General features: G+C 43.4%; 16 protein-coding genes and 1 pseudogene. 14 read left to right on the forward strand and 3 right to left on the reverse strand.

The genetic code is table 11. From position 1 onward, the window contains the following. Nucleotides 1-44 precede the first annotated feature (44 nt). Nucleotides 45-947 carry an ROK family protein gene (locus NLX73_RS05390; RefSeq protein WP_254325541.1) on the forward strand — a complete coding sequence of 301 codons (903 nt, stop codon included), beginning with the start codon at nucleotides 45-47 and terminating at the stop codon, nucleotides 945-947. 198 nt (nucleotides 948-1,145) lie between these two features. Here the strand turns inward: NLX73_RS05390 and NLX73_RS05395 are convergent, their stop codons facing one another. Beyond that, entirely contained in the window at nucleotides 1,146-3,107 is a 1,962-nt protein-coding gene (locus tag NLX73_RS05395) for an endonuclease MutS2 (protein WP_254325542.1), read from the reverse strand. A 771-nt stretch (nucleotides 3,108-3,878) separates the two neighbouring features. On the opposite strand from NLX73_RS05395, the gene NLX73_RS05400 reads away from it, so the two are divergent. The 5 genes and pseudogenes from NLX73_RS05400 to NLX73_RS05420 form a co-directional block, all read left to right on the forward strand. After that, a complete protein-coding gene (locus NLX73_RS05400; protein WP_254325543.1) occupies nucleotides 3,879-4,328 on the forward strand; it encodes a helix-turn-helix domain-containing protein in 450 nt (149 codons plus the stop codon). An 89-nt stretch (nucleotides 4,329-4,417) separates the two neighbouring features. Next, nucleotides 4,418-5,092: a response regulator transcription factor gene (locus tag NLX73_RS05405; RefSeq protein WP_254325544.1), complete on the forward strand. Its 675-nt coding sequence runs from the start codon at nucleotides 4,418-4,420 to the stop codon at nucleotides 5,090-5,092. Beyond that, nucleotides 5,089-6,456, forward strand: a complete 1,368-nt coding sequence (locus NLX73_RS05410; RefSeq protein ID WP_254325545.1) for a sensor histidine kinase — start codon at nucleotides 5,089-5,091, stop codon at nucleotides 6,454-6,456. The genes NLX73_RS05405 and NLX73_RS05410 overlap by 4 nt, the downstream gene beginning before the upstream one ends. Before the next feature lie 229 nt (nucleotides 6,457-6,685). Beyond that, entirely contained in the window at nucleotides 6,686-7,648 is a 963-nt protein-coding gene (locus NLX73_RS05415) for an alpha/beta fold hydrolase (protein WP_302055312.1), read from the forward strand. A gap of 278 nt (nucleotides 7,649-7,926) precedes the next feature. Further along, nucleotides 7,927-8,078 (forward strand): annotated as a pseudogene (locus NLX73_RS05420) (ABC transporter ATP-binding protein); the annotation flags it as partial. Between the two features lie 164 nt (nucleotides 8,079-8,242). On the opposite strand, the gene NLX73_RS05425 reads toward NLX73_RS05420, so the two are convergent. Further along, nucleotides 8,243-9,460 (reverse strand): MFS transporter, encoded by a 1,218-nt coding sequence (locus NLX73_RS05425; protein ID WP_165177481.1) that lies wholly within the window; start codon nucleotides 9,458-9,460, stop codon nucleotides 8,243-8,245. Between the two features lie 388 nt (nucleotides 9,461-9,848). Between NLX73_RS05425 and NLX73_RS05430 the strand changes: the two genes are divergently transcribed. Next, nucleotides 9,849-10,952: a DUF3900 domain-containing protein gene (locus tag NLX73_RS05430; protein ID WP_165176927.1), complete on the forward strand. Its 1,104-nt coding sequence runs from the start codon at nucleotides 9,849-9,851 to the stop codon at nucleotides 10,950-10,952. Between the two features lie 118 nt (nucleotides 10,953-11,070). Here NLX73_RS05430 and NLX73_RS05435 read toward each other — a convergent pair whose 3' ends face one another. After that, nucleotides 11,071-12,000, reverse strand: a complete 930-nt coding sequence (locus tag NLX73_RS05435; protein WP_013310450.1) for an L-lactate dehydrogenase — start codon at nucleotides 11,998-12,000, stop codon at nucleotides 11,071-11,073. Between the two features lie 232 nt (nucleotides 12,001-12,232). On the opposite strand from NLX73_RS05435, the gene bcaP reads away from it, so the two are divergent. The 7 genes from bcaP (at nucleotide 12,233) to gerQ (ending at nucleotide 17,899) form a co-directional block, all read left to right on the forward strand. Beyond that, nucleotides 12,233-13,624 carry a branched-chain amino acid transporter BcaP gene (gene bcaP, locus NLX73_RS05440; RefSeq protein WP_076295092.1) on the forward strand — a complete coding sequence of 464 codons (1,392 nt, stop codon included), beginning with the start codon at nucleotides 12,233-12,235 and terminating at the stop codon, nucleotides 13,622-13,624. A gap of 163 nt (nucleotides 13,625-13,787) precedes the next feature. Beyond that, entirely contained in the window at nucleotides 13,788-15,038 is a 1,251-nt protein-coding gene (locus tag NLX73_RS05445; RefSeq protein WP_254325547.1) for a WD40/YVTN/BNR-like repeat-containing protein, read from the forward strand. 153 nt (nucleotides 15,039-15,191) lie between these two features. Continuing rightward, complete coding sequence (locus tag NLX73_RS05450; protein ID WP_061828281.1) at nucleotides 15,192-15,374, forward strand: hypothetical protein; 183 nt, start codon at nucleotides 15,192-15,194, stop codon at nucleotides 15,372-15,374. A gap of 188 nt (nucleotides 15,375-15,562) precedes the next feature. After that, nucleotides 15,563-15,958, forward strand: coding sequence for a DUF2500 domain-containing protein (locus tag NLX73_RS05455; RefSeq protein WP_013371386.1), 396 nt, complete (start codon nucleotides 15,563-15,565; stop codon nucleotides 15,956-15,958). Nucleotides 15,959-16,094: 136 nt separating this feature from the next. Further along, nucleotides 16,095-16,844, forward strand: coding sequence for an SDR family NAD(P)-dependent oxidoreductase (locus NLX73_RS05460; RefSeq protein ID WP_250271462.1), 750 nt, complete (start codon nucleotides 16,095-16,097; stop codon nucleotides 16,842-16,844). A gap of 120 nt (nucleotides 16,845-16,964) precedes the next feature. After that, the gene (locus NLX73_RS05465; RefSeq protein ID WP_061828283.1) at nucleotides 16,965-17,387 is read left to right on the forward strand and encodes a cell wall hydrolase; all 423 of its coding nucleotides are present in this window, start codon (nucleotides 16,965-16,967) and stop codon (nucleotides 17,385-17,387) included. A 56-nt stretch (nucleotides 17,388-17,443) separates the two neighbouring features. Next, nucleotides 17,444-17,899 (forward strand): spore coat protein GerQ, encoded by a 456-nt coding sequence (gerQ, locus tag NLX73_RS05470; protein ID WP_061828284.1) that lies wholly within the window; start codon nucleotides 17,444-17,446, stop codon nucleotides 17,897-17,899. The last annotated feature ends 7 nt before the right edge of the window (nucleotides 17,900-17,906 follow it).

Here is a 17,906-nt window from a genome sequence, read left to right on the forward strand (position 1 = left end):
ATTGAGAAGACCCCAAATTGCATCATGAAAGGACTATACGTAGCATGAAAAATAAAATACTGGTTTTTGATATTGGTGGCTCTTTTATTAAATTTAGTTTGTATTTTCAAGGTGAGTTTATGTGTAAGGGGAAAGTTAAAACTCCATTGGACTCACTTGAGAATCTACTTGTAGCTTTGAAGCAAATTCATAATCAGTTTATAGATGAATGTGAAGGTATAGCTGTCAGCATGCCAGGTATTGTGGATTCAGCAAGTGGCCATATGGTGCATGGTGGTTCATTACGATATATAAATGATATAAATATGATCGAAGTTTTTAAGAAAGCGTTTCATTTACCCGTAGCAATTGAAAATGATGGAAAATGCGCTGCTCTGGGAGAAGCATGGTGTGGTTCATTACAGGGAATCGCTGATGGTGTTGTTCTGGTCGTTGGAACCGGAATGGGCGGTGGAATCATCTCTCAAGGTAAATTGCTGAAAGGCCATCATTTATCGGCTGGGGAATTCTCCTTCATCAGAACTAACAATGAGTATGCAGACAATGTTGATTATTTGCTTGGTATGCAAGGGAGTAGTTCTGTATTATCTAAAACTGTTGCCAAAGCTAAAGGGCTTCCTGCAGATTCTATGACAGGTGAAAAAGTATTCAAGCTCATTGAAGAAGGTGATCACACGGTCCAAGCGATTTTTCAAGAATACTGTAGGAACATCGCAACACAAATTATTAATTTGCAAACGATTCTTGACCCTGAAAAGTTTGTAATTGGGGGAGGCATATCTGCAAATCCTTTACTGGTTATTACTATTAAAGAAGAACTAGAGAAACTTTATCTAGATTCGATCTTAAATTTTGTGCGTGCAGATATTGAGCAAAGTAAATTAGGCAATGAAGCGAATTTGCTAGGTGCTATATATAACTACAAACAAACCTATCATCTTGAATGATAACAAAAGTTATATTTCGATGTCTGATTTATCTTGTCCTGTCTAATAAGGAAGCATATAGTTTACATAATATATATTATGTTTTTAGTGTGGTGAAATCTGCAAGTGAATCACTCTTATCAAGTGTCCACTTGCAGATTCAAGTTTCACTGACAATATAAAATAGCTTATTTTTCAGTTGAGAATATACGCATGCGTCTATATTTCATTTTCCGGGGGAGATTCAATCATCAGTCCTTCGACATGCTTACGTCCCAGCAGTTTTCGTTTTTTGCGGTTTTCCTTGGTTTCTAAAACAATATCCAGATCATAGTCGTCAGGATACAATTCAGTAGCAGCGATGTGAAGGACGAGCCTCTTTTTGTTCATGGTTAGCTTCTGTCCTTGGATCAAAATCCCGACATTACCCCGTTCATCCTCGGTTTTGTATACAATTCCAGTTCGATCCAGATAGCCTACATAAACACTATCGCCAAGGGCAAAAGGCTTGGTTTTGAGAGGAATTTCTTGTTTACCCCGTTTTGTGACTGTCTGGTCTAAAGCCTCTTTTTTAGGGAAAGGCTTATTTGCATCATCAGACTTTTCATCATCTACAGAAGGGGGAATAACAAACGATTCCTGTGTATTCCGAGACGCTCTGCCTGCAGAAATGGCCTCAGAACGCTCGATAATACGTGTCCACATGCCCAGCTTCAAGGCAATTGCATATGCATAGCTTTCTCCGGCCTCTCCAATGCGAAGTCGGTACAAAGGTTGTAGCGTTTCGGTATCAAACTCCATACGAGCATTCTGAAATCCCGGTGTGTTTTCAGCAAAATGCTTGATTTCGCTAAAGTGCGTTGTAGCCACTACTGTCGCTCGGCGGCGATGGAATTCTTCTAGCAACGCGATAGAGAGGCCTACTCCTTCTCCTGGATCGGTGCCGGATGCCATTTCATCAATCAGAATCAGAGTAGAGTTGCCTGTTGTTTCTAAAATGCTAATCATGTTGCGGATGTGTGCAGAAAAGGTGCTCAAAGCATGTTCAATGCTTTGTCCATCCCCGATATCTACCACAATTTCCTCGAATACAGCCATTCGGCTACCATGCAAAACAGGTACCAGTAGCCCAGATTGCACCATTAGTGTTAATAGACCGACGCTTTTAAGTGCCATCGTTTTTCCGCCTGTGTTCGGTCCAGTGATGATGAGTGAGGAATATCCTTCACCAATTGAGAAATCAAGCGGCACCATGGTATTGGACATCAACGGGTGACGTGCACCTTGGATGTCTATAATCCCGTCAAGGTTAAGTTCGACAGGGACAGCATCCAGAGTCATGGCGTATTTGGCTTTTGCCAACAAAAAATCCAGTACACCTACAGTCTCTGTATTGATGCTTAGTTCCCGGTTGTATGACTCAGCCATTGCCGTCAGGTCTCCCAGCACTTTCATTTCTTCTTTAGATTCTTCTGCCATGTTTGCGCTCTGATCGAATTGCAGATTCGTGATTTCGGCAGGTTCAACGTAAACCGTCTGACCACTTCCCGATTCATCCAGTACATTGCCTTTCACTTGTTTACGGAATTCTTTTTTGATTGGAAGCACGTAACGGCCATTGCGCTGACTAATCATATTTTCCTGCATAATGGATCGGTGACGGCTTGTGAGAGAGTCAAGTTTTCTCTTGATGCGTTCTTCAGTAACCGCAATTTTTTTGCGAATTTTAGCTAGTTCTTTACTGGCGATATCCGTCACACGTCCCGAATGAATACATCTTTCGATTTCGGATAGAAGTGGCTCCATGCTATACATGGAAGATGCATAAGCGCTGACGGTTGGAGCAGCGTCCGCCTTGGAATGCATATATTTTATGAGTTGAATGCAGCTTCGAATGAATTGAGCCATATGAGAAAAATCACGCTCGCTGAACATATACCCGGTTCCGAGCAGTTGAAGAATGTGCTCCATTCCTTCCAACGAAGGAACAGGGACGCTTGCTCCGTGGCGAATGATCTGTAACGCTTCGTTGGTTTCGTCAAGACGAATCTTAATGGTACGGATATCAGTAATTGGGCACATAGAAGCAGCGTGATGCTTACCTAGGTAAGAAAAAGCACATTCGGAAACTTTTGTTTTAATTTGATCATATTCCAAACGCAGCATTGTAGTTTCGTTCATGAATAAATCTCTCCTTTAGTTGTGTAGTGTCAGGATTTTGGAAAATTTGCTATTAAAATAAAAAAGGGCGGAGAATGAACAAAACGTTCATTCTCCGCCCTTAAGGAAAGAGGGAATTTATCATCAAATAAGCCTGTTATACAGCTTTTGTAGTTCCGAGTTCCGTGTTTCCAATTCATTCACGCAACAGCTCTTTGCTAAGCTATTTGGATCGAATGGAAGACGTTTAAAGGGAAGTTACAGAATCTGAAAACAAAAAAAACGCGCTGAACACAGCACGGAATAAGGCTTGGATGAAGATAATCCCGAAGGCGATTTATGATATCCGCATGTTCTTAACTAATATCAGGATAACAACACAGCAACAAACAAACCTGTACCCGAAGGGTTCAAGCGCCTGGTGTTACTCCCTGAATATGCAATTGCTTAGTTAAGAACGTTCACCGACATCAAAATCTCTCCCTTAATTGAAGATATAATCATACTATACGATTGGACAGGCGTTAAAGTCAAGGCCGACTTCTTTAATTCGATGCAATGGGAATCATGAGATTAACATAATATATATTATGTATACTTAATATCAAAATTCTCCGTCTAATTTAATGATTACTATAACCAGATAGCCGATTCGAATCTTATAAATGATGAAAATGATCTCACTCAAGCGCCATTGAAACATGAGCATATTTATCATATACCCAAACAGTGAGGAAGCGGTGTGCATCGTACACATTTTTTACGTAAAGGCTTCAGCTTTCACACAGTAAAATGCTATTTCATGATCCAGTCCAGATTACAAGAAGGTTCGGTACTCCTTATTTAGAGCTAGCGCTGAACATCGACTATTCAGCTGCTTGGTCCGTGGATGGCTTTCATTCAGAGCGTGAACATGGAAGACATGTACAGTTCATTTACATGAATGATGTGAAGATCCACGCGGAGATGCCAGCAAGAAAGGCGATGAATCACATGGAGCTGCGCTTTAACCCTTTGCTATGGGGAGAATTGCTACAGGAATTGGATATACGTCTGGAGCAATCTTTTGCTTGTATGGAGGCGTTGATTACTCCTGACACGCGAGCTATTGCTCAGGAGTTGTCATCTCAACAGATGGTACATGTTAATGAACAAAAGCTTAAAAATGGCTTTAAAGAGCTATTCGGCACGACGGTATTTGGCTTTGTTCGCCAGCAGAGACCGGGAGGAATAACACTGTAAAATTATAGGAAGAATAGGAGCGATTCAATTTTATTTATAGTATAATGGTTACTTCAATATGGAATGGAAAACAGGGAAAGAGGAAACGGATGCCTACTATACTGGTTGCTGACGACGATGCGAACATTCGCGAACTCGTCTGTTTATTTCTACGCAACGACGGATTCGCAACAGCCGAAGCCGCAGACGGCAAGGAAGCACTGACCGTCTACGCTACAACGCATGTCGATCTTGTCGTGCTCGATATTATGATGCCGATAATGGATGGTTGGACGTTATGCAAGGAGCTCAGAAGAGCCAATCCTGATCTTCCCTTACTTATGCTGACTGCGAGAGGCGAAACATGGGAGAAAGTGAAAGGTTTCGAACTTGGAACTGATGATTATTTGACGAAACCGTTTGATCCACTAGAATTGACAGTTCGGGTCAGAGCACTGCTGAAACGCTATCGGATTGGCACCACGCAGACGATCCAGTTCGGCAACGTCATTCTTGATCGGCAGACCTATAAGGTGATGAGAGGGACGGAGTCGCTCACGTTGCCGCTCAAGGAGTTCGAATTGCTGTATAAGCTCGCTGGAACACCTGGACAAGTGTATACGCGCGAGCAGTTGATCGATCAAATTTGGGGGATCGATTATACTGGAGATGATCGAACGATAGACGTACATATTAAACGCCTGCGCGAACGGTTCGCGACTACACCCGATTTTCGTATCGAGACGGTGCGTGGGCTTGGCTACCGGCTTGAGGTTTACGAATGATCAGATCCTTATATACACGTGTTGTCCTGACATTTCTGGTCTCCGTCCTCGCGGGCACGATCATTGCTTTTTTTGTAACATTTTGGGTGTTTGAAGAGAAATTGAACGAAAATTTGCAAACCACCTTATTTAACTTTGGTCAGGACATTGTCCGGGTTTACGAAACCAATCCGTTACGTGAAGCGGACTTATTCGTAAGTGGAATGAAACAACTCGATTCCTATTATATTCGAATTTTTGATGAAACGGGGCAGTTCCAGTCTTACGGAACGCTTAACGGACAAAAACCTGTTACTGTGACGATGGATCAAGTAAAGAAAGTATTGGGTGGAGAAGTTGTTCAAGTTAATCCGAGTAGTGTTTCAATGAACCTCTTGGGACTGAGGTTGAAAACGGAAATGGGAATGAAAGCGATGTTTGTGGAGCCGCTTATGTATCCTTCCGCCTCTTTTGCCCAAAAATGGTTATTTACTTTTTTGACCTATTCGTTGGTAACAGGAAGTCTATTGATTTTGGTTGCCTCTATATTCCTAGTTAGACCGATCAAAAAGCTGACAAAAGCGACCAGACGTATAGCAGTTGGAGATTTTAACGTCAAGCTGAATATTAAGCAAAAGGGTGAGCTAGGTACTTTGGCTCGTAGCTTTGAAGAAATGATGCATGATCTACAGCAACTTGAGCAGATGCGTAGGGAGTTCGTCACGAATGTGTCGCATGAAGTTCAGTCGCCGCTCACCTCGATATCCGGTTATGCTATAGCACTCAAGCAAGTAGACATAGCAGATAACGAGCGAAGCCGTTATCTCGATATCATCATCGCGGAAGCAGATCGGATGTCCAAGATGAGCGATAGCCTGTTAAAGCTGAGTTTGCTTGAATCGCAGTCACAGCAGATGCGGCTGGTCACGTTCAGCCTTGATGAACAGATCAGACGAGTCATCGTCGCGATCCAGCCGCTATGGTCGGCTCGCAACATCCGTTTCGAGCTCAATTTGAAGGCCGTTCGCCTATTGGCGGATCAAGATCAATTAAACCAGGTATGGACGAACATACTCGGTAATAGCATCAAATTTTCCAAGGATGGCGGCGTTATTAACGTCAGCATCAAGCAAGATATCAAAAGCGTAACAGTCCGAATATCCGATACGGGCATTGGTATTTCCCTTGAGGACCAGAAGCGTATATTCGAGCGGTTTTTTAAAGCTGATCGTTCCCACAGTCGTAAATATGGCGGTAGCGGTATGGGACTCGCCATCGTTAAACAGATCGTATCGCTTCATCAAGGCGACATTCGAGTGGAAAGTGAACCCGGCCAAGGAACGACCGTCATTGTCACCTTGCCAATCACAACGCCACCAGATTAGTTAGATTCATAGGGTATCATTCGGATTATCTAAACCGCATTTTCCATGATACAGCATTATGTGCAGCTTCCTTGGACAACGTAGCATTTTTTTGCTTGTTCATACTCCGTTCATATTGTCGTCATAGGGAGTACATCTTCTTTCGTTAAGCTTTCATTAGCGGCTCGTTAAGGTAGCCCAACAAACAGAATGGGGACAGGAGAAGTTGAGCGTGAAACGAAGAGAGGTAATGAAAATGAGGAATGGAACGAGAACAAATAAAGTACGAAGCATTTTGCTTAAAATAATAGGAACAATAGTTATAGCAATCGTGCTTTTTCTAGCCGTTGTCTATACAGTTAATATTATCAGCAGCAAATCGGAGCAAGGAAAAATACAATCCTATGGTCAGTTCGTACCTGTAGATGGGAAAAAAATGAATGTTTTGATTCAAGGAAAAGGCAAAGAGACCGTCGTGTTACTACCAGGTTATGGAACAGCAGCACCAGCACTTGATTTTAAACTACTAGTAGAAGAGCTATCTCCATTTTACAAAGTCGTCGTTATTGAGCCTTTTGGTTATGGATTAAGTGATCTAACCGAAAAGGAACGAAATACAGAGAATATTGTAAGTGAAATTCATGAAGCTTTACAGAGTCTTAAAATTGACCGATATATTTTAATGGGTCATTCCATTGCAGGCATTTACGGACTGGATTATGTGAACAAATATGAAAACGAAGTGAGTGCTTTTGTCGGGATTGATAGCAGTGTTCCAACGCAAGGTGGTATGGATGCTGAATTACCAATAAAAACGTTTAAATTTCTCAAAAAATCAGGTTTAGCCAGATTGGTAATGAAACTAACTGGTGACCCATATGCTGGACTACCCTATGATGATGAAACAAAAGAACAAATGAGAATTCTTTCTCTCAAAAACATGTATAATTCCAGCACCTCAAACGAAATGGAAAATATTTATCCTAATTTTAAAGCAGCTAGAAATTTAACATTCCCAAAAAATCTGCCCCTTATTTTCTTTATACAAGCGAATAATACAGATGTGGAAAGATGGATACCACTACATGAAGAGCAAGTCAAAGATTCTGTTCATGGAAAAGTAATGACACTTGAAGGAGAACATTATTTACACCATACCAAATCAAAGGAAATCGCTGAAAACTTCAGGATCTTTATGAAAGAAATAAAATAAGTGCACTGAAAAAGGCACCTTCACTATTTTCTACAAATGTATAAGTGATATAAAAAAACGTCCTTTGGTCATATCCCTGTCAAGTAGACAGATGAAAAAGCTATGCAGCCAGCGAGTGCCGTACTGAATCGGTGCGCGCTGTTTGAGTTAAGACTGAAATCACTCGTAGTTATAAAAGTAGAGACAACAACAGGCAGAGGCATCGCCTAACGATAATTTTCGTCTTTTTCTTGTTCACAAACCCCCTATTTCTTTTAATTTTCAATTAAATCATACAAGCTGCTTTGTTGGTATTGCTTACTTCACGTATCCAGCGACGGCTGAACGTCAATCATATGCTGCCAAAATCAATGCTGCGAATCGCCTACAGGAGTATTTAAATGGTATTCGGGTAATTAAAGCCTACCAACTAATCGGAGAGCATTTTGTTGTAGGGCCTTCGGGTAGCGGAAAAAGTACGGCCTGTATGCACGATTGTGGAAAAGACAGCATGAAGGAAGAGAGTAATAATCTGTATGAAATCATGATACAAACATTAAGAAACCGCCCCCGGAGGATGCTATATCATATCTCCAGGGGCGGTTTCTTGTGCTGTTATTTAGAATCATCGGCTATGACAGCTTGTACGGGCTGCCTGTCACGAAGCAATGGTAACAATAGCATCGCTCCGACCAAAAACAAGCCGGCGCTCACGGTATATACGGTGTTCAGGGAGGATTCGTGTTTGAGTGTTCCGCCGATACTCATACCGACGACCATCATCCCGGAGAACAGGGGAGAGAGGGCACCACCGACGCGGCCGATAAAAGCAGCTTCGGCATTTTTCATCATCATCGTGTTGATACCGATATGAATGCAAGGATAAAATAAGCCGCTGAAAACTTGTAGTGCCATTGTCAGCACAATATTGTGCGACCATCCGACTCCACAGGTTGTCAGTGTGCTGACCAAAAGTCCGGCCACCAGCAGCAATTGCGGCTGTACTTTTTTGGCAACCCCCATAATCAGGCCACCTCCCACCAGCATAGCCGCTCCGTTCGCCATTAACGGCCATTGCAGGAATTCCTTGTTTTGTCCAAGGTTCTCGATGGCGACAAAAACCATTAATGGTTGAATAAGTCCAACCGCCAGCCCAATTACGGTAAATGTTCCCCCAAGCGTGCGAAGTGTGCGGTTATTCCATACATAACGGATTCCTTCTTTAAGCTCTTGAATGAAATGAGTGGGTTGATCATCTATCTCAAGTGCTTGTTCATCTTGTGGAATACGAGTCAGGACAAGCGCCGAGATGAGAAACAATATTCCGGTTATAGACATTGAAATGAAAATTCCAAAGTGTTGATAAATAAATGTACCGATAACAGGACCGATAACCATAAATAATGCCATGAGAGATTGAAAAAGGGCCATCACTCCCTGTAGCTGTTCTGGTGCTACATGCTGCTTAAATATCTTCATCGCAGACGGCTGAGAAAATTGAGATAGAATGGCCGAAAAGAAAGTGGACAGCAAAAGCACCTGCCATGACCCGTACCATAATGCCAACAAGACAATAAAAATAGAGGCCGCGGATAGCAAATCGCAACTAATCATGGTCCGTTTGGGCCGCCAACGGTCCGCGAATGTTCCTCCAATGATAGCGAACAGAAAAATAGGCATGAATTCAGCAACCGATATGAGCGACACGTATACGGGATCATTATGAGTCAAATCTGTTACATACAACAGTATGGCAAAGTTGCGCACCCAAATGCCCAAATTTAGCAGCGCATTGGAGGCGATAATGGTCCTTATATATGGATTTTTAAACAACAACAAACTCTCCTTTCCTGTTTTCAAGGCGCGAACCCCTTGGAATATCGTTTTATATAAACAAAATTTACTTTTGTCTATATAATAATAGATAATATAATAAATTAACTAATGTTTAGTCAAATGTTTTTTTGAAATCAAGAAGAAAGTAGAGCATGGAAATAAAGAGGCCAATGATCCTTAAGGACGTGAATTAGAATAGTGATAAAAGTACTCACTTTAAACTTGTGAGTTGGTAATAATATCTAATGAAAAAATAGTTAACATAATATATATTATGTTAACTAAGTTGCTTATCTAATAATAGGGCTCTGAATCCGATGTACCTTTTAAAATCATAGTGATATAATTACGCGTACATGCCTGAAAAGGAGCGAATGGAACATAAATGAACTTTCAAGTGGATTTTTTATCTTTTTTTGTAATTCAGGTAGATGGAAAAGAAGGACAGGGTGGTAAGTCCTATAAGCATTACGCTACAATGGACGACTACGATTATGACGAAAGCGATGTTAAAAAATTTCTGGACGGGGAATTTACTCGTATTAGCAAGCGGAAGGTTGAAAAAAATCCCAGCACAGAGCAGGCACCGACCAAAATCGGCCGCTTTATCGTCGAACCGGAGCATGAATTGAGCAGTAATCCGAATTTCAATATGTTCGCCCGACTGCGGGCAGCAGAGGATAAGGAAGATTTTAAAAATGCTTGTGACGATCTGGTGCGGATGTATCTGGATACGAGCGCAGTACGCGGCGGAGCGCTGATCATTGTACAGGCTACCTTGAATACACACTCGGATGATCCGTTTATTTTTGTGCTTAAATGTGATTTTGAACCTAAAATTGCCAGAATTACTGAAAGCAGTCTGGTGAGTGAGGTCGAAATGGCTATTTCTGCCCGTAATATGAAATCCATCATGTATCCTTACATGCTTGAGGAGGGGATGAACGATGAGTGGGAGCTTAAAATTCACCAGTCTTCGCATGCCCGGTATTTTGAAGATTTTTTAAAATTCGTGACCTATGAGCAATCCATGCCCGAAATTGTCAATGAGCATGTCATGGGCTTCGTTCAGAACTATGTAGAAACCAAATGGCCGGATGCATCTAATGAGGAAAGACAGCAGGAAGAGCGTGATCTGGAATTGTGGGCGGCTAGCGAAAAACGGGATTTGCAAGGGAAATGGGAACCCCTTCAGGTCGTAGAGGCTGCACAGCATATTGTCGAGCTGAAACCAGAAATTGAAGTTCGTTTTAAACTAGATGATACGGCCGTGCGTGGGCTACTGTCCGACTTTGGCGCCAAGCTGCACATCACGAAACTTCATGATAGATATGCACTTATTATTGAAGGCGATGCATTTACGTTTGAAAAGGGATTTTCACCGATTGAGTTGCTCCAACCTGAATCGTTTGAAACGGTGGCTGAGCGGCTAAAAGAGAAACGCCAGCATGAAAATGAGGATGTGGATGGCGATACGCCACCTTGGTAATTCGAATGCAAAGCAAGACGACAAATTGAACTTTTACATTATAATGACTAAAAAACTGGCCTCTCAACGGATATTACCGCTGTGGAGGCCAGTTTTGTTTAGCTTTTATGTTCCTGATCTACATATGAACTTTGCTAATTTGATCTTTCAGCTTGTCCGCAGATTGAAGCAACCTTGCACGTTCCTCGTCATTGAGCGGAAGATCCAAAATTTCACGTACCCCATTGTGATCTACGATACTTGGAACACCTAAATATACGTCAGATACTCCGTTATAATCTTCCAGCAAGGTGGACACATTAAGTACCGACCCCTCGTCCCCGAGAATGGCGGCTACGATTCGGTCGAGAGCCAGCCCGATAGCATAAGAAGTTGCGCCTTTAGCATCTATAATTTCATAGGCAGCATTCTTGGTATTTTCAAAAATTTCATTTTTCGTTTCTTCACCCAGTTCCAGCGGAGTTCCAGCTACGTTGGCTGTGCTCCATACAGGTAACTCAGAGTCACCATGTTCTCCAATAATATGGGCGTGGATGCTTCGTGGATCGATGCCCTTTTGCTTCCCGATCAGATAGCGGAAGCGTGCGCTGTCCAGCAACGTTCCTGATCCAATGACTCTGCTTGAAGGCCAACCACTGCGTTTCCAAGAGATGTAGGAGAGAATGTCCACTGGATTGGTTGCGATCAGCAAAATACCATGTGTATTGACCTTGACGATATTATCAATAATACTTTCAAAAATTTCGGCATTACGCTTCAGTAAATCAATGCGCGTTTCTCCCGGCTTTTGTGAAGCGCCCGCTGTAACAATAATGATATCTGCATCACGGCAGTCTTCATAATCACCTGCCCACACTTTGACACCACCGAGAAAGGGAAGCCCATGATTCATATCGAGCATTTCCCCCTTCGCCTTTTTGACGTTGACATCAATAAAGACAAGTTCTGACATGCGTTGGCGCAGAAGTAGGGTATAGCCGGTTGTTGTGCCAACCGCTCCCATGCCGACAATGGCCACTCTACTTCGTTTGTAAGGTTTTAAGCTCATAAAATCCTCATCTCCTTCTCGGGTTGTATACCTTTTTATTTTGGGATATTACTTAAAAATTTATCTTTCCAACTCAGTGTACCCTATATACTAACCCACCGCAAAGAAATATGACATTTTTCCTTGACTTCAAAGGCGAGCTCGCTAATAATTAATCGAATGATAAGAACACGCACTAAAGCGTTGCAGCACCGATATTGACGCATGAAATTAAGGAAAGAGGATTCGGCATATGGACTTATTTCGAAAAAAAACAGGACTGCTCCCGCATGAGGAAAGCGGATCTACAGGTCGCTTAAAGAGAACAATGGGTGCCTTTGATCTCACCATGCTAGGTGTAGGATGTATTATCGGTACCGGGATTTTTGTTATTACTGGCAAGGCAGCAGCAGAAAATGCAGGTCCTGGATTGATGCTCTCCTTTGTTATTGCAGGTATTGCCTGCGTACTAGCAGCCTTGTGCTATGCGGAGCTTTCATCTACAGTTCCCGCAGCTGGGAGCGCTTATGCGTATAGTTATATTGTATTTGGAGAAATTTTGGCCTGGGTATTGGGGTGGGACCTAATTCTGGAATATGGAGTGGCGGCCGCCTCTGTGAGTAGTGGATGGTCTGCTTACTTTCAAGGCTTGCTGGCTGGATTTGATGTACATTTACCGCTGGCTTTAACCGCAGCCTTCGATTCGACCAAGGGGACCATTATTGATCTACCAGCCGTGTGCATCATTATGCTCATCACATTGTTACTAAGTCTCGGAGCCAAGGAGACGGTCCGATTCAATTTAATAATGGTTTGTGTTAAAGTCGGAGTTGTATTGCTATTTATTGGGATCGGTATCTTTTATGTTAAGCCTGACAACTGGACACCATTTTTGCCTTATGGATTTTCTGGTGTTTTGAGTGCTGCGGCAATCGTATTTTTTGCTTATCTGGGTTTCGACGCCATCTCAACTGCAGCCGAAGAGGTTCGCAATCCGCAACGGAATATGCCCATCGGCATTATTTCTTCTCTAGCGATCTGCACAGTACTGTATATTGCGGTTTCAGTTGTACTAACGGGAATGGTACCTTATACGCAGTTGGGGGTAAGTGATCCTGTTGCGTTTGCTCTCCGCTTTATTCATCAGGATTTCGTAGCCGGATTGATTTCAGTCGGTGCGATTGCGGGGATGACGACCGTTTTATTGGTGCTCTTGTATGGCCAAACGCGGTTAATTTTCTCCATGTCACGTGATGGCCTTTTACCCGTTTTTTTATCTAAAATAAATGCCAAAACTCAAACGCCAATTCGAAGCACTTGGCTGGTGGGCAGCATTATCGCATTGGCTAGTGGATTGTTCCCGTTACATGCACTGACCAATCTGACGAGTATTGGAACCCTATTCGCTTTTGCTGTGGTATCGGTAGGAGTTATCGTTCTGCGCAAGAAACGCCCTGATTTGAAAAGAGGCTTTACCGTGCCGTGGGTTCCGTTGCTCCCACTTTTAAGTGCTTTGGTTTGCATCGGTCTGATGCTTCAGCTTCATATTAGCACCTGGATTGGATTCATTGTGTGGCTCCTGCTTGGATTGTTGATCTATTTCTTCTATGGATACCACAAAAGTTTGTTGAACCGTAAATCTTAATAAATTCTAGTATAAAAAGAGCCGGCATCCTACACTTTTGTGAAGGGTCCGGTTTTTTTTGCCATTACGCGAAAAGTGTCACATAGAGGCGTTTATGGTATAATTCTGTTTCAGATAAGCTTTTGGCACGTGATTACAGCATGCCATCGAGGGAGGATTTTATATGAAACTGCGCTGGCGTGCGCTCTTGGGGGGAGTACTGCTGCTGACGGGCATTCTACTGACTGCCTGTTCTGCTGAAGCCCCAGATACGTTAACTAAACCTCCGATTGAGGAACCTGATGACCAGGGTCAGACGATTACTATTAATCCACCAGTGACTCCAAAGGTGGGCGATCCCAACGCCAAATATGTAGTACAGACGCGAATAGCGGATTTTCATTTAATTGATAACAATAAAGGGTTAGTTTGGGGAGTTACCCATAATGAGCTTCGGCTTTATGATACTCATGATGGCGGAAAGACATGGAATAATATTTCCCCCTCCGAAAACGTCCAATTTCAAGACAAGCTTGAATATGGAAAGGACATCAGTTTCACTGATTCTCGTCACGGTTGGGTTGTCCGTCAAAATTTGGACAAAACAGCAACCGTCATTCTGAGAACAGCAGATGGAGGACAGAGCTGGGATGTTTCAGCGCTTCCAAGCGGGGACCATGTGAGCTCGATTCAATATGTAAATCCAACTACTGGCTGGATCATGGCATATGTAAATCTGAATGAGCAGGATCAACAAAAACTGTTGTATCACACCACTGACGGGGGAGCCACATGGAATAAAGTTGCGCAAAGTTCGAGTATGACATCCAACAAATCAGGCTCAGGTTTACCCGATCGGGGCAGCCTGGCGGGGATGAGCTTTTCTTCCAACAATCAGGGGTTTGTAGCGATCAATCTGGATAACAGTGTTAAGTTGTACAAGACTTTGAATCAAGGGAAAACCTGGACTCCGGTAGCTAACAGAATACAGGGCTGTCCTCAGGCCAAAGCAGAAGCCCAGCAGTCTCTGAAAGGGAGCAGTGCCTCGTACTGGATTCCGGTTCTTTGCTATGGGGATAAGGCCATAAAATATAACGGACTGTTTACAAACGATACAGGGACACAATGGAACGGTGTGCCTTTGGGTCTGAGTAGCAACATTAATTCTATTATCCCTGGCCGTACGTTTCTAAATGAAAAGGAAGGGTGGATCATAACCGAGACCGGAATGAGCCGTACAATGGATGGGGGGAAGACGTGGACAAGTCTCACAGGCAACAAAGTGCTACCTTTGAAGCTAAAAGACTACCCACGATCGGTTAAGCTCCGTTTCGCTTCTTCTTCGGTGGGTTGGCTTCTTTTGGAACGCCTTGATGACAAAAAGTCACTGCTGCTGAAAACGACGGACGGCGGTGCGAACTGGAGAATTTTATAATCGCTATAAAGGTGATTGCCCTGGGGTGTTTTTCCCAGGGCGTTTTATTTTTAAAAAATTTAAATTTTATATGACTATATGTGAAAAAAATCACAAACTAACAAATAAGCCGCTGTTATACTAAACCTGTAAACAACGATAGGAGTGATAAGCATGAGAGCGAATCAGGATCATATGTTAACCCAATACTACCTTCAATTTTGTTATACTTGCCAGGATGCCTATGGTTGCACGACTGAAGAGGACTGCAAGCAGTGTGCAGAGCGTTACGCTGAAGACGAAAATCATGAAGTTCTGGATGAAACACAACGTTATCTCCAGCTTGTACATGTGTAAATCGATGCATCATTCTGATATCGCCATATCTTGAGCCCTCCCGGATAATTCCGTGGGGGCTCTTGGCGTTCTTAAGGGTTGCTATCAAATTTGGGCAGGAACATACATATACTGTTATAGAAAGCTTAGGTTAGGCAGGATGCCCGGTAGTTTCCCTGTGAAATGCCTGGCGGAGAGGAGTGCGGTGCATGGGTTTTGAGTCATTATGGATGTTCGATTGGCTGGGCACGGTACTGCCCGTATTTTTCGTTGTAGTGTTGGGTATTGTCGTGTTGTCTGCAGGCAGGGAAGTCATGGAATGGAGTCGGAATAAAAGGCAGCCTGTATTGACGGTCGGTTCCCGAATTACAGCCAGAAGGACACATCTCCAACAGAGGCGGCAGGAGGAACAAGGGACTCGTACCTATACTTTCTATTACGTAACCTTCGAGGTGGAAAGTGGCGACCGGATGGAGTTTAAGGTATCTGGGGAAGAATATGGTCAATGCGCTGAAGGGGATGAGGGACGGCTTACTTTTCAGGGTACAAGGTATATCGGGTTTCAGCGTCTTAATCGCTATAGCTTGGAACAGGTTAAAATGTAGAATTCAGTCTAATTATTTTTTGGATTCATTTACAGCCTTCTGCGAGATGCCAGGGTAGAGGGCTGTAGATGTTTCTTGTACAGCACATTTTGGTACATATATACTAGAACAGTGTAGTTCAGAGGAGGAATGATTTGTGTCATTTGAGGGACAAGTTGTTATTGTAACAGGAGCGGCGCATGGCATCGGGAAAGAAGTCGCTTTTGCCTACGCTGCTCAGGGTGCCCATGTTGTATTTGCCGACCACAATGAGGAGGAGGGTGCAGCAGCCGCTGCAGCGGCCCGGAACGAGGGCTATCAGGCCATTTTTATTCCTTGTGATGTGCGGAAGGAAGAAGATATTGTAGCGCTAATCCGTGCCACGGAAGAAGAATACGGTACGATTCATACGCTAATTAACAACGCTGGCGTGTCCAAATGGAAATCTCCTTATGAGTTAACGATAGCAGAATGGGATGACATTCTGAATACAAACGTACGCAGCTGTTTTATTGCCACTAGGGAAGCAGCTAAGGTGATGAAACGAAACGCAGAAGGTGGCTCTGTGGTCAATATGACCTCTACACGAGCTTTCATGTCAGAGCCGGATACAGAAGCCTACGCAGCATCCAAAGGAGCGATTGCGGCCCTTACACACGCGATGGCCATATCGCTAGGAAAGGACGGGATTCAGGTCAATTGCATCAGTCCAGGGTGGATTGAAACCGGGGATTATGAGCAACTGCGTGCAGAAGACCATCAACAGCATCCGTCTGGGCGAGTAGGAACCCCTAAGGACATCGCACGGGCCTGTCTGTATTTGACACAACCCGGCAATGATTTTGTAACAGGCACGAATCTGGTAGTAGATGGTGGCATGACGCGTAAAATGATTTATGAGCCATAATAAAAGCCTGAATGAGTAGTCCCAGTCTTGGGGCTATTTTTTTATTTTTCTGGACTGTCACCCATTGGGCATTTGTACCATACGATAGGGTATGTGATGGAGAAGCGAGGAGGGGACGCGGTGGCTGTAATCAAGACCAACTCAGAAGATGTAAGGACCCTCGCCCGGCTGATGCGGGCTGAGGCTGAAGGTGAAGGCGAGATGGGGATGCTCATGGTTGGCAATGTCGGTGTGAACCGAATTTTATCCAATTGCCTAGATTTCCGGGGGATACGTCTCATGAATGACATGGTGTTTCAAAGCCCCGGAGGTTTTGAAGCCACTCAGAAGGGGTATTTTTATCAGAAAGCCCGTGATCGGGACATTCGACTTGCCCAGCGTGTAATCAATGGAGAAAAGCTACATCCGGCATCCAATGCATTATGGTTTTTCAGACCAGCAGGAAACTGTCCGGGCACTTGGTATGACCAGACCAATACCGGACGTTTTAAAGCCCACTGCTTTTTTAGCCCGTCTGTACAGGATTGTCCTAATGTATATTAGACACTTTACAGAATGGCTTGAAGAATTAAATTAAAACCATTTTAGGAGGAATTTACATGATTTCACAGCAAGCTTACCGTCCCGTATCTTATGCTTCCGGCAACGGATATCCCGAATGGCCAAGAGGGATGGCTCCAATGGGAACCATGCAGCCTATGACTGGCTTTCCACCTCAAGTAAGTAGTGGCAGCCCTATGACACCAACGGGTACCGTAGTGCAGGTTCAGACTCCGCAATACGAGCAATCATACATCGAAAATATTTTACGCTTGAACTTAGGAAAAACGGGAACCTTTTATATGACCTATGAAAATAACCGGGAATGGAATGCGAAAATATTCAAAGGCATTCTGGAAGCAGCAGGTCGGGATCACATTATTATTAGTGATCCGGCGACAGGCAAACGGACCATTCTGCTGATGCTAAACCTGGACTATGCAACGTTTGATGAGCCATTGTTGTACCAATATCCCGGCGTCATCGGGAATCCGGGTGCATCCCCGGTTCGCTGATGCCTTC

This window comes from Paenibacillus sp. CH40, from assembly GCF_024213605.1.
In the GTDB taxonomy this organism is placed as follows: Bacteria; Bacillota; Bacilli; order Paenibacillales; family Paenibacillaceae; genus Paenibacillus; species Paenibacillus polymyxa_B.

What these genes read in the sequence shown, in the direction of transcription:
- NLX73_RS05410 (WP_254325545.1), top strand. Translation starts at nt 5,089, where the DNA reads ATGATCAGATCCTTATATACACGTGTTGTCCTGACATTTCTGGTCTCC.
- gerQ (WP_061828284.1), top strand. Translation starts at nt 17,444, where the DNA reads ATGATTTCACAGCAAGCTTACCGTCCCGTATCTTATGCTTCCGGCAAC.
- NLX73_RS05455 (WP_013371386.1), top strand. Translation starts at nt 15,563, where the DNA reads ATGGGTTTTGAGTCATTATGGATGTTCGATTGGCTGGGCACGGTACTG.
- NLX73_RS05430 (WP_165176927.1), top strand. Translation starts at nt 9,849, where the DNA reads ATGAACTTTCAAGTGGATTTTTTATCTTTTTTTGTAATTCAGGTAGAT.
- NLX73_RS05390 (WP_254325541.1), top strand. Translation starts at nt 45, where the DNA reads ATGAAAAATAAAATACTGGTTTTTGATATTGGTGGCTCTTTTATTAAA.
- NLX73_RS05395 (WP_254325542.1), bottom strand. Translation starts at nt 3,107, where the DNA reads ATGAACGAAACTACAATGCTGCGTTTGGAATATGATCAAATTAAAACA.
- bcaP (WP_076295092.1), top strand. Translation starts at nt 12,233, where the DNA reads ATGGACTTATTTCGAAAAAAAACAGGACTGCTCCCGCATGAGGAAAGC.
- NLX73_RS05400 (WP_254325543.1), top strand. Translation starts at nt 3,879, where the DNA reads ATGCTATTTCATGATCCAGTCCAGATTACAAGAAGGTTCGGTACTCCT.
- NLX73_RS05435 (WP_013310450.1), bottom strand. Translation starts at nt 12,000, where the DNA reads ATGAGCTTAAAACCTTACAAACGAAGTAGAGTGGCCATTGTCGGCATG.
- NLX73_RS05405 (WP_254325544.1), top strand. Translation starts at nt 4,418, where the DNA reads ATGCCTACTATACTGGTTGCTGACGACGATGCGAACATTCGCGAACTC.
- NLX73_RS05450 (WP_061828281.1), top strand. Translation starts at nt 15,192, where the DNA reads ATGAGAGCGAATCAGGATCATATGTTAACCCAATACTACCTTCAATTT.
- NLX73_RS05445 (WP_254325547.1), top strand. Translation starts at nt 13,788, where the DNA reads ATGAAACTGCGCTGGCGTGCGCTCTTGGGGGGAGTACTGCTGCTGACG.
- NLX73_RS05415 (WP_302055312.1), top strand. Translation starts at nt 6,686, where the DNA reads ATGAAAATGAGGAATGGAACGAGAACAAATAAAGTACGAAGCATTTTG.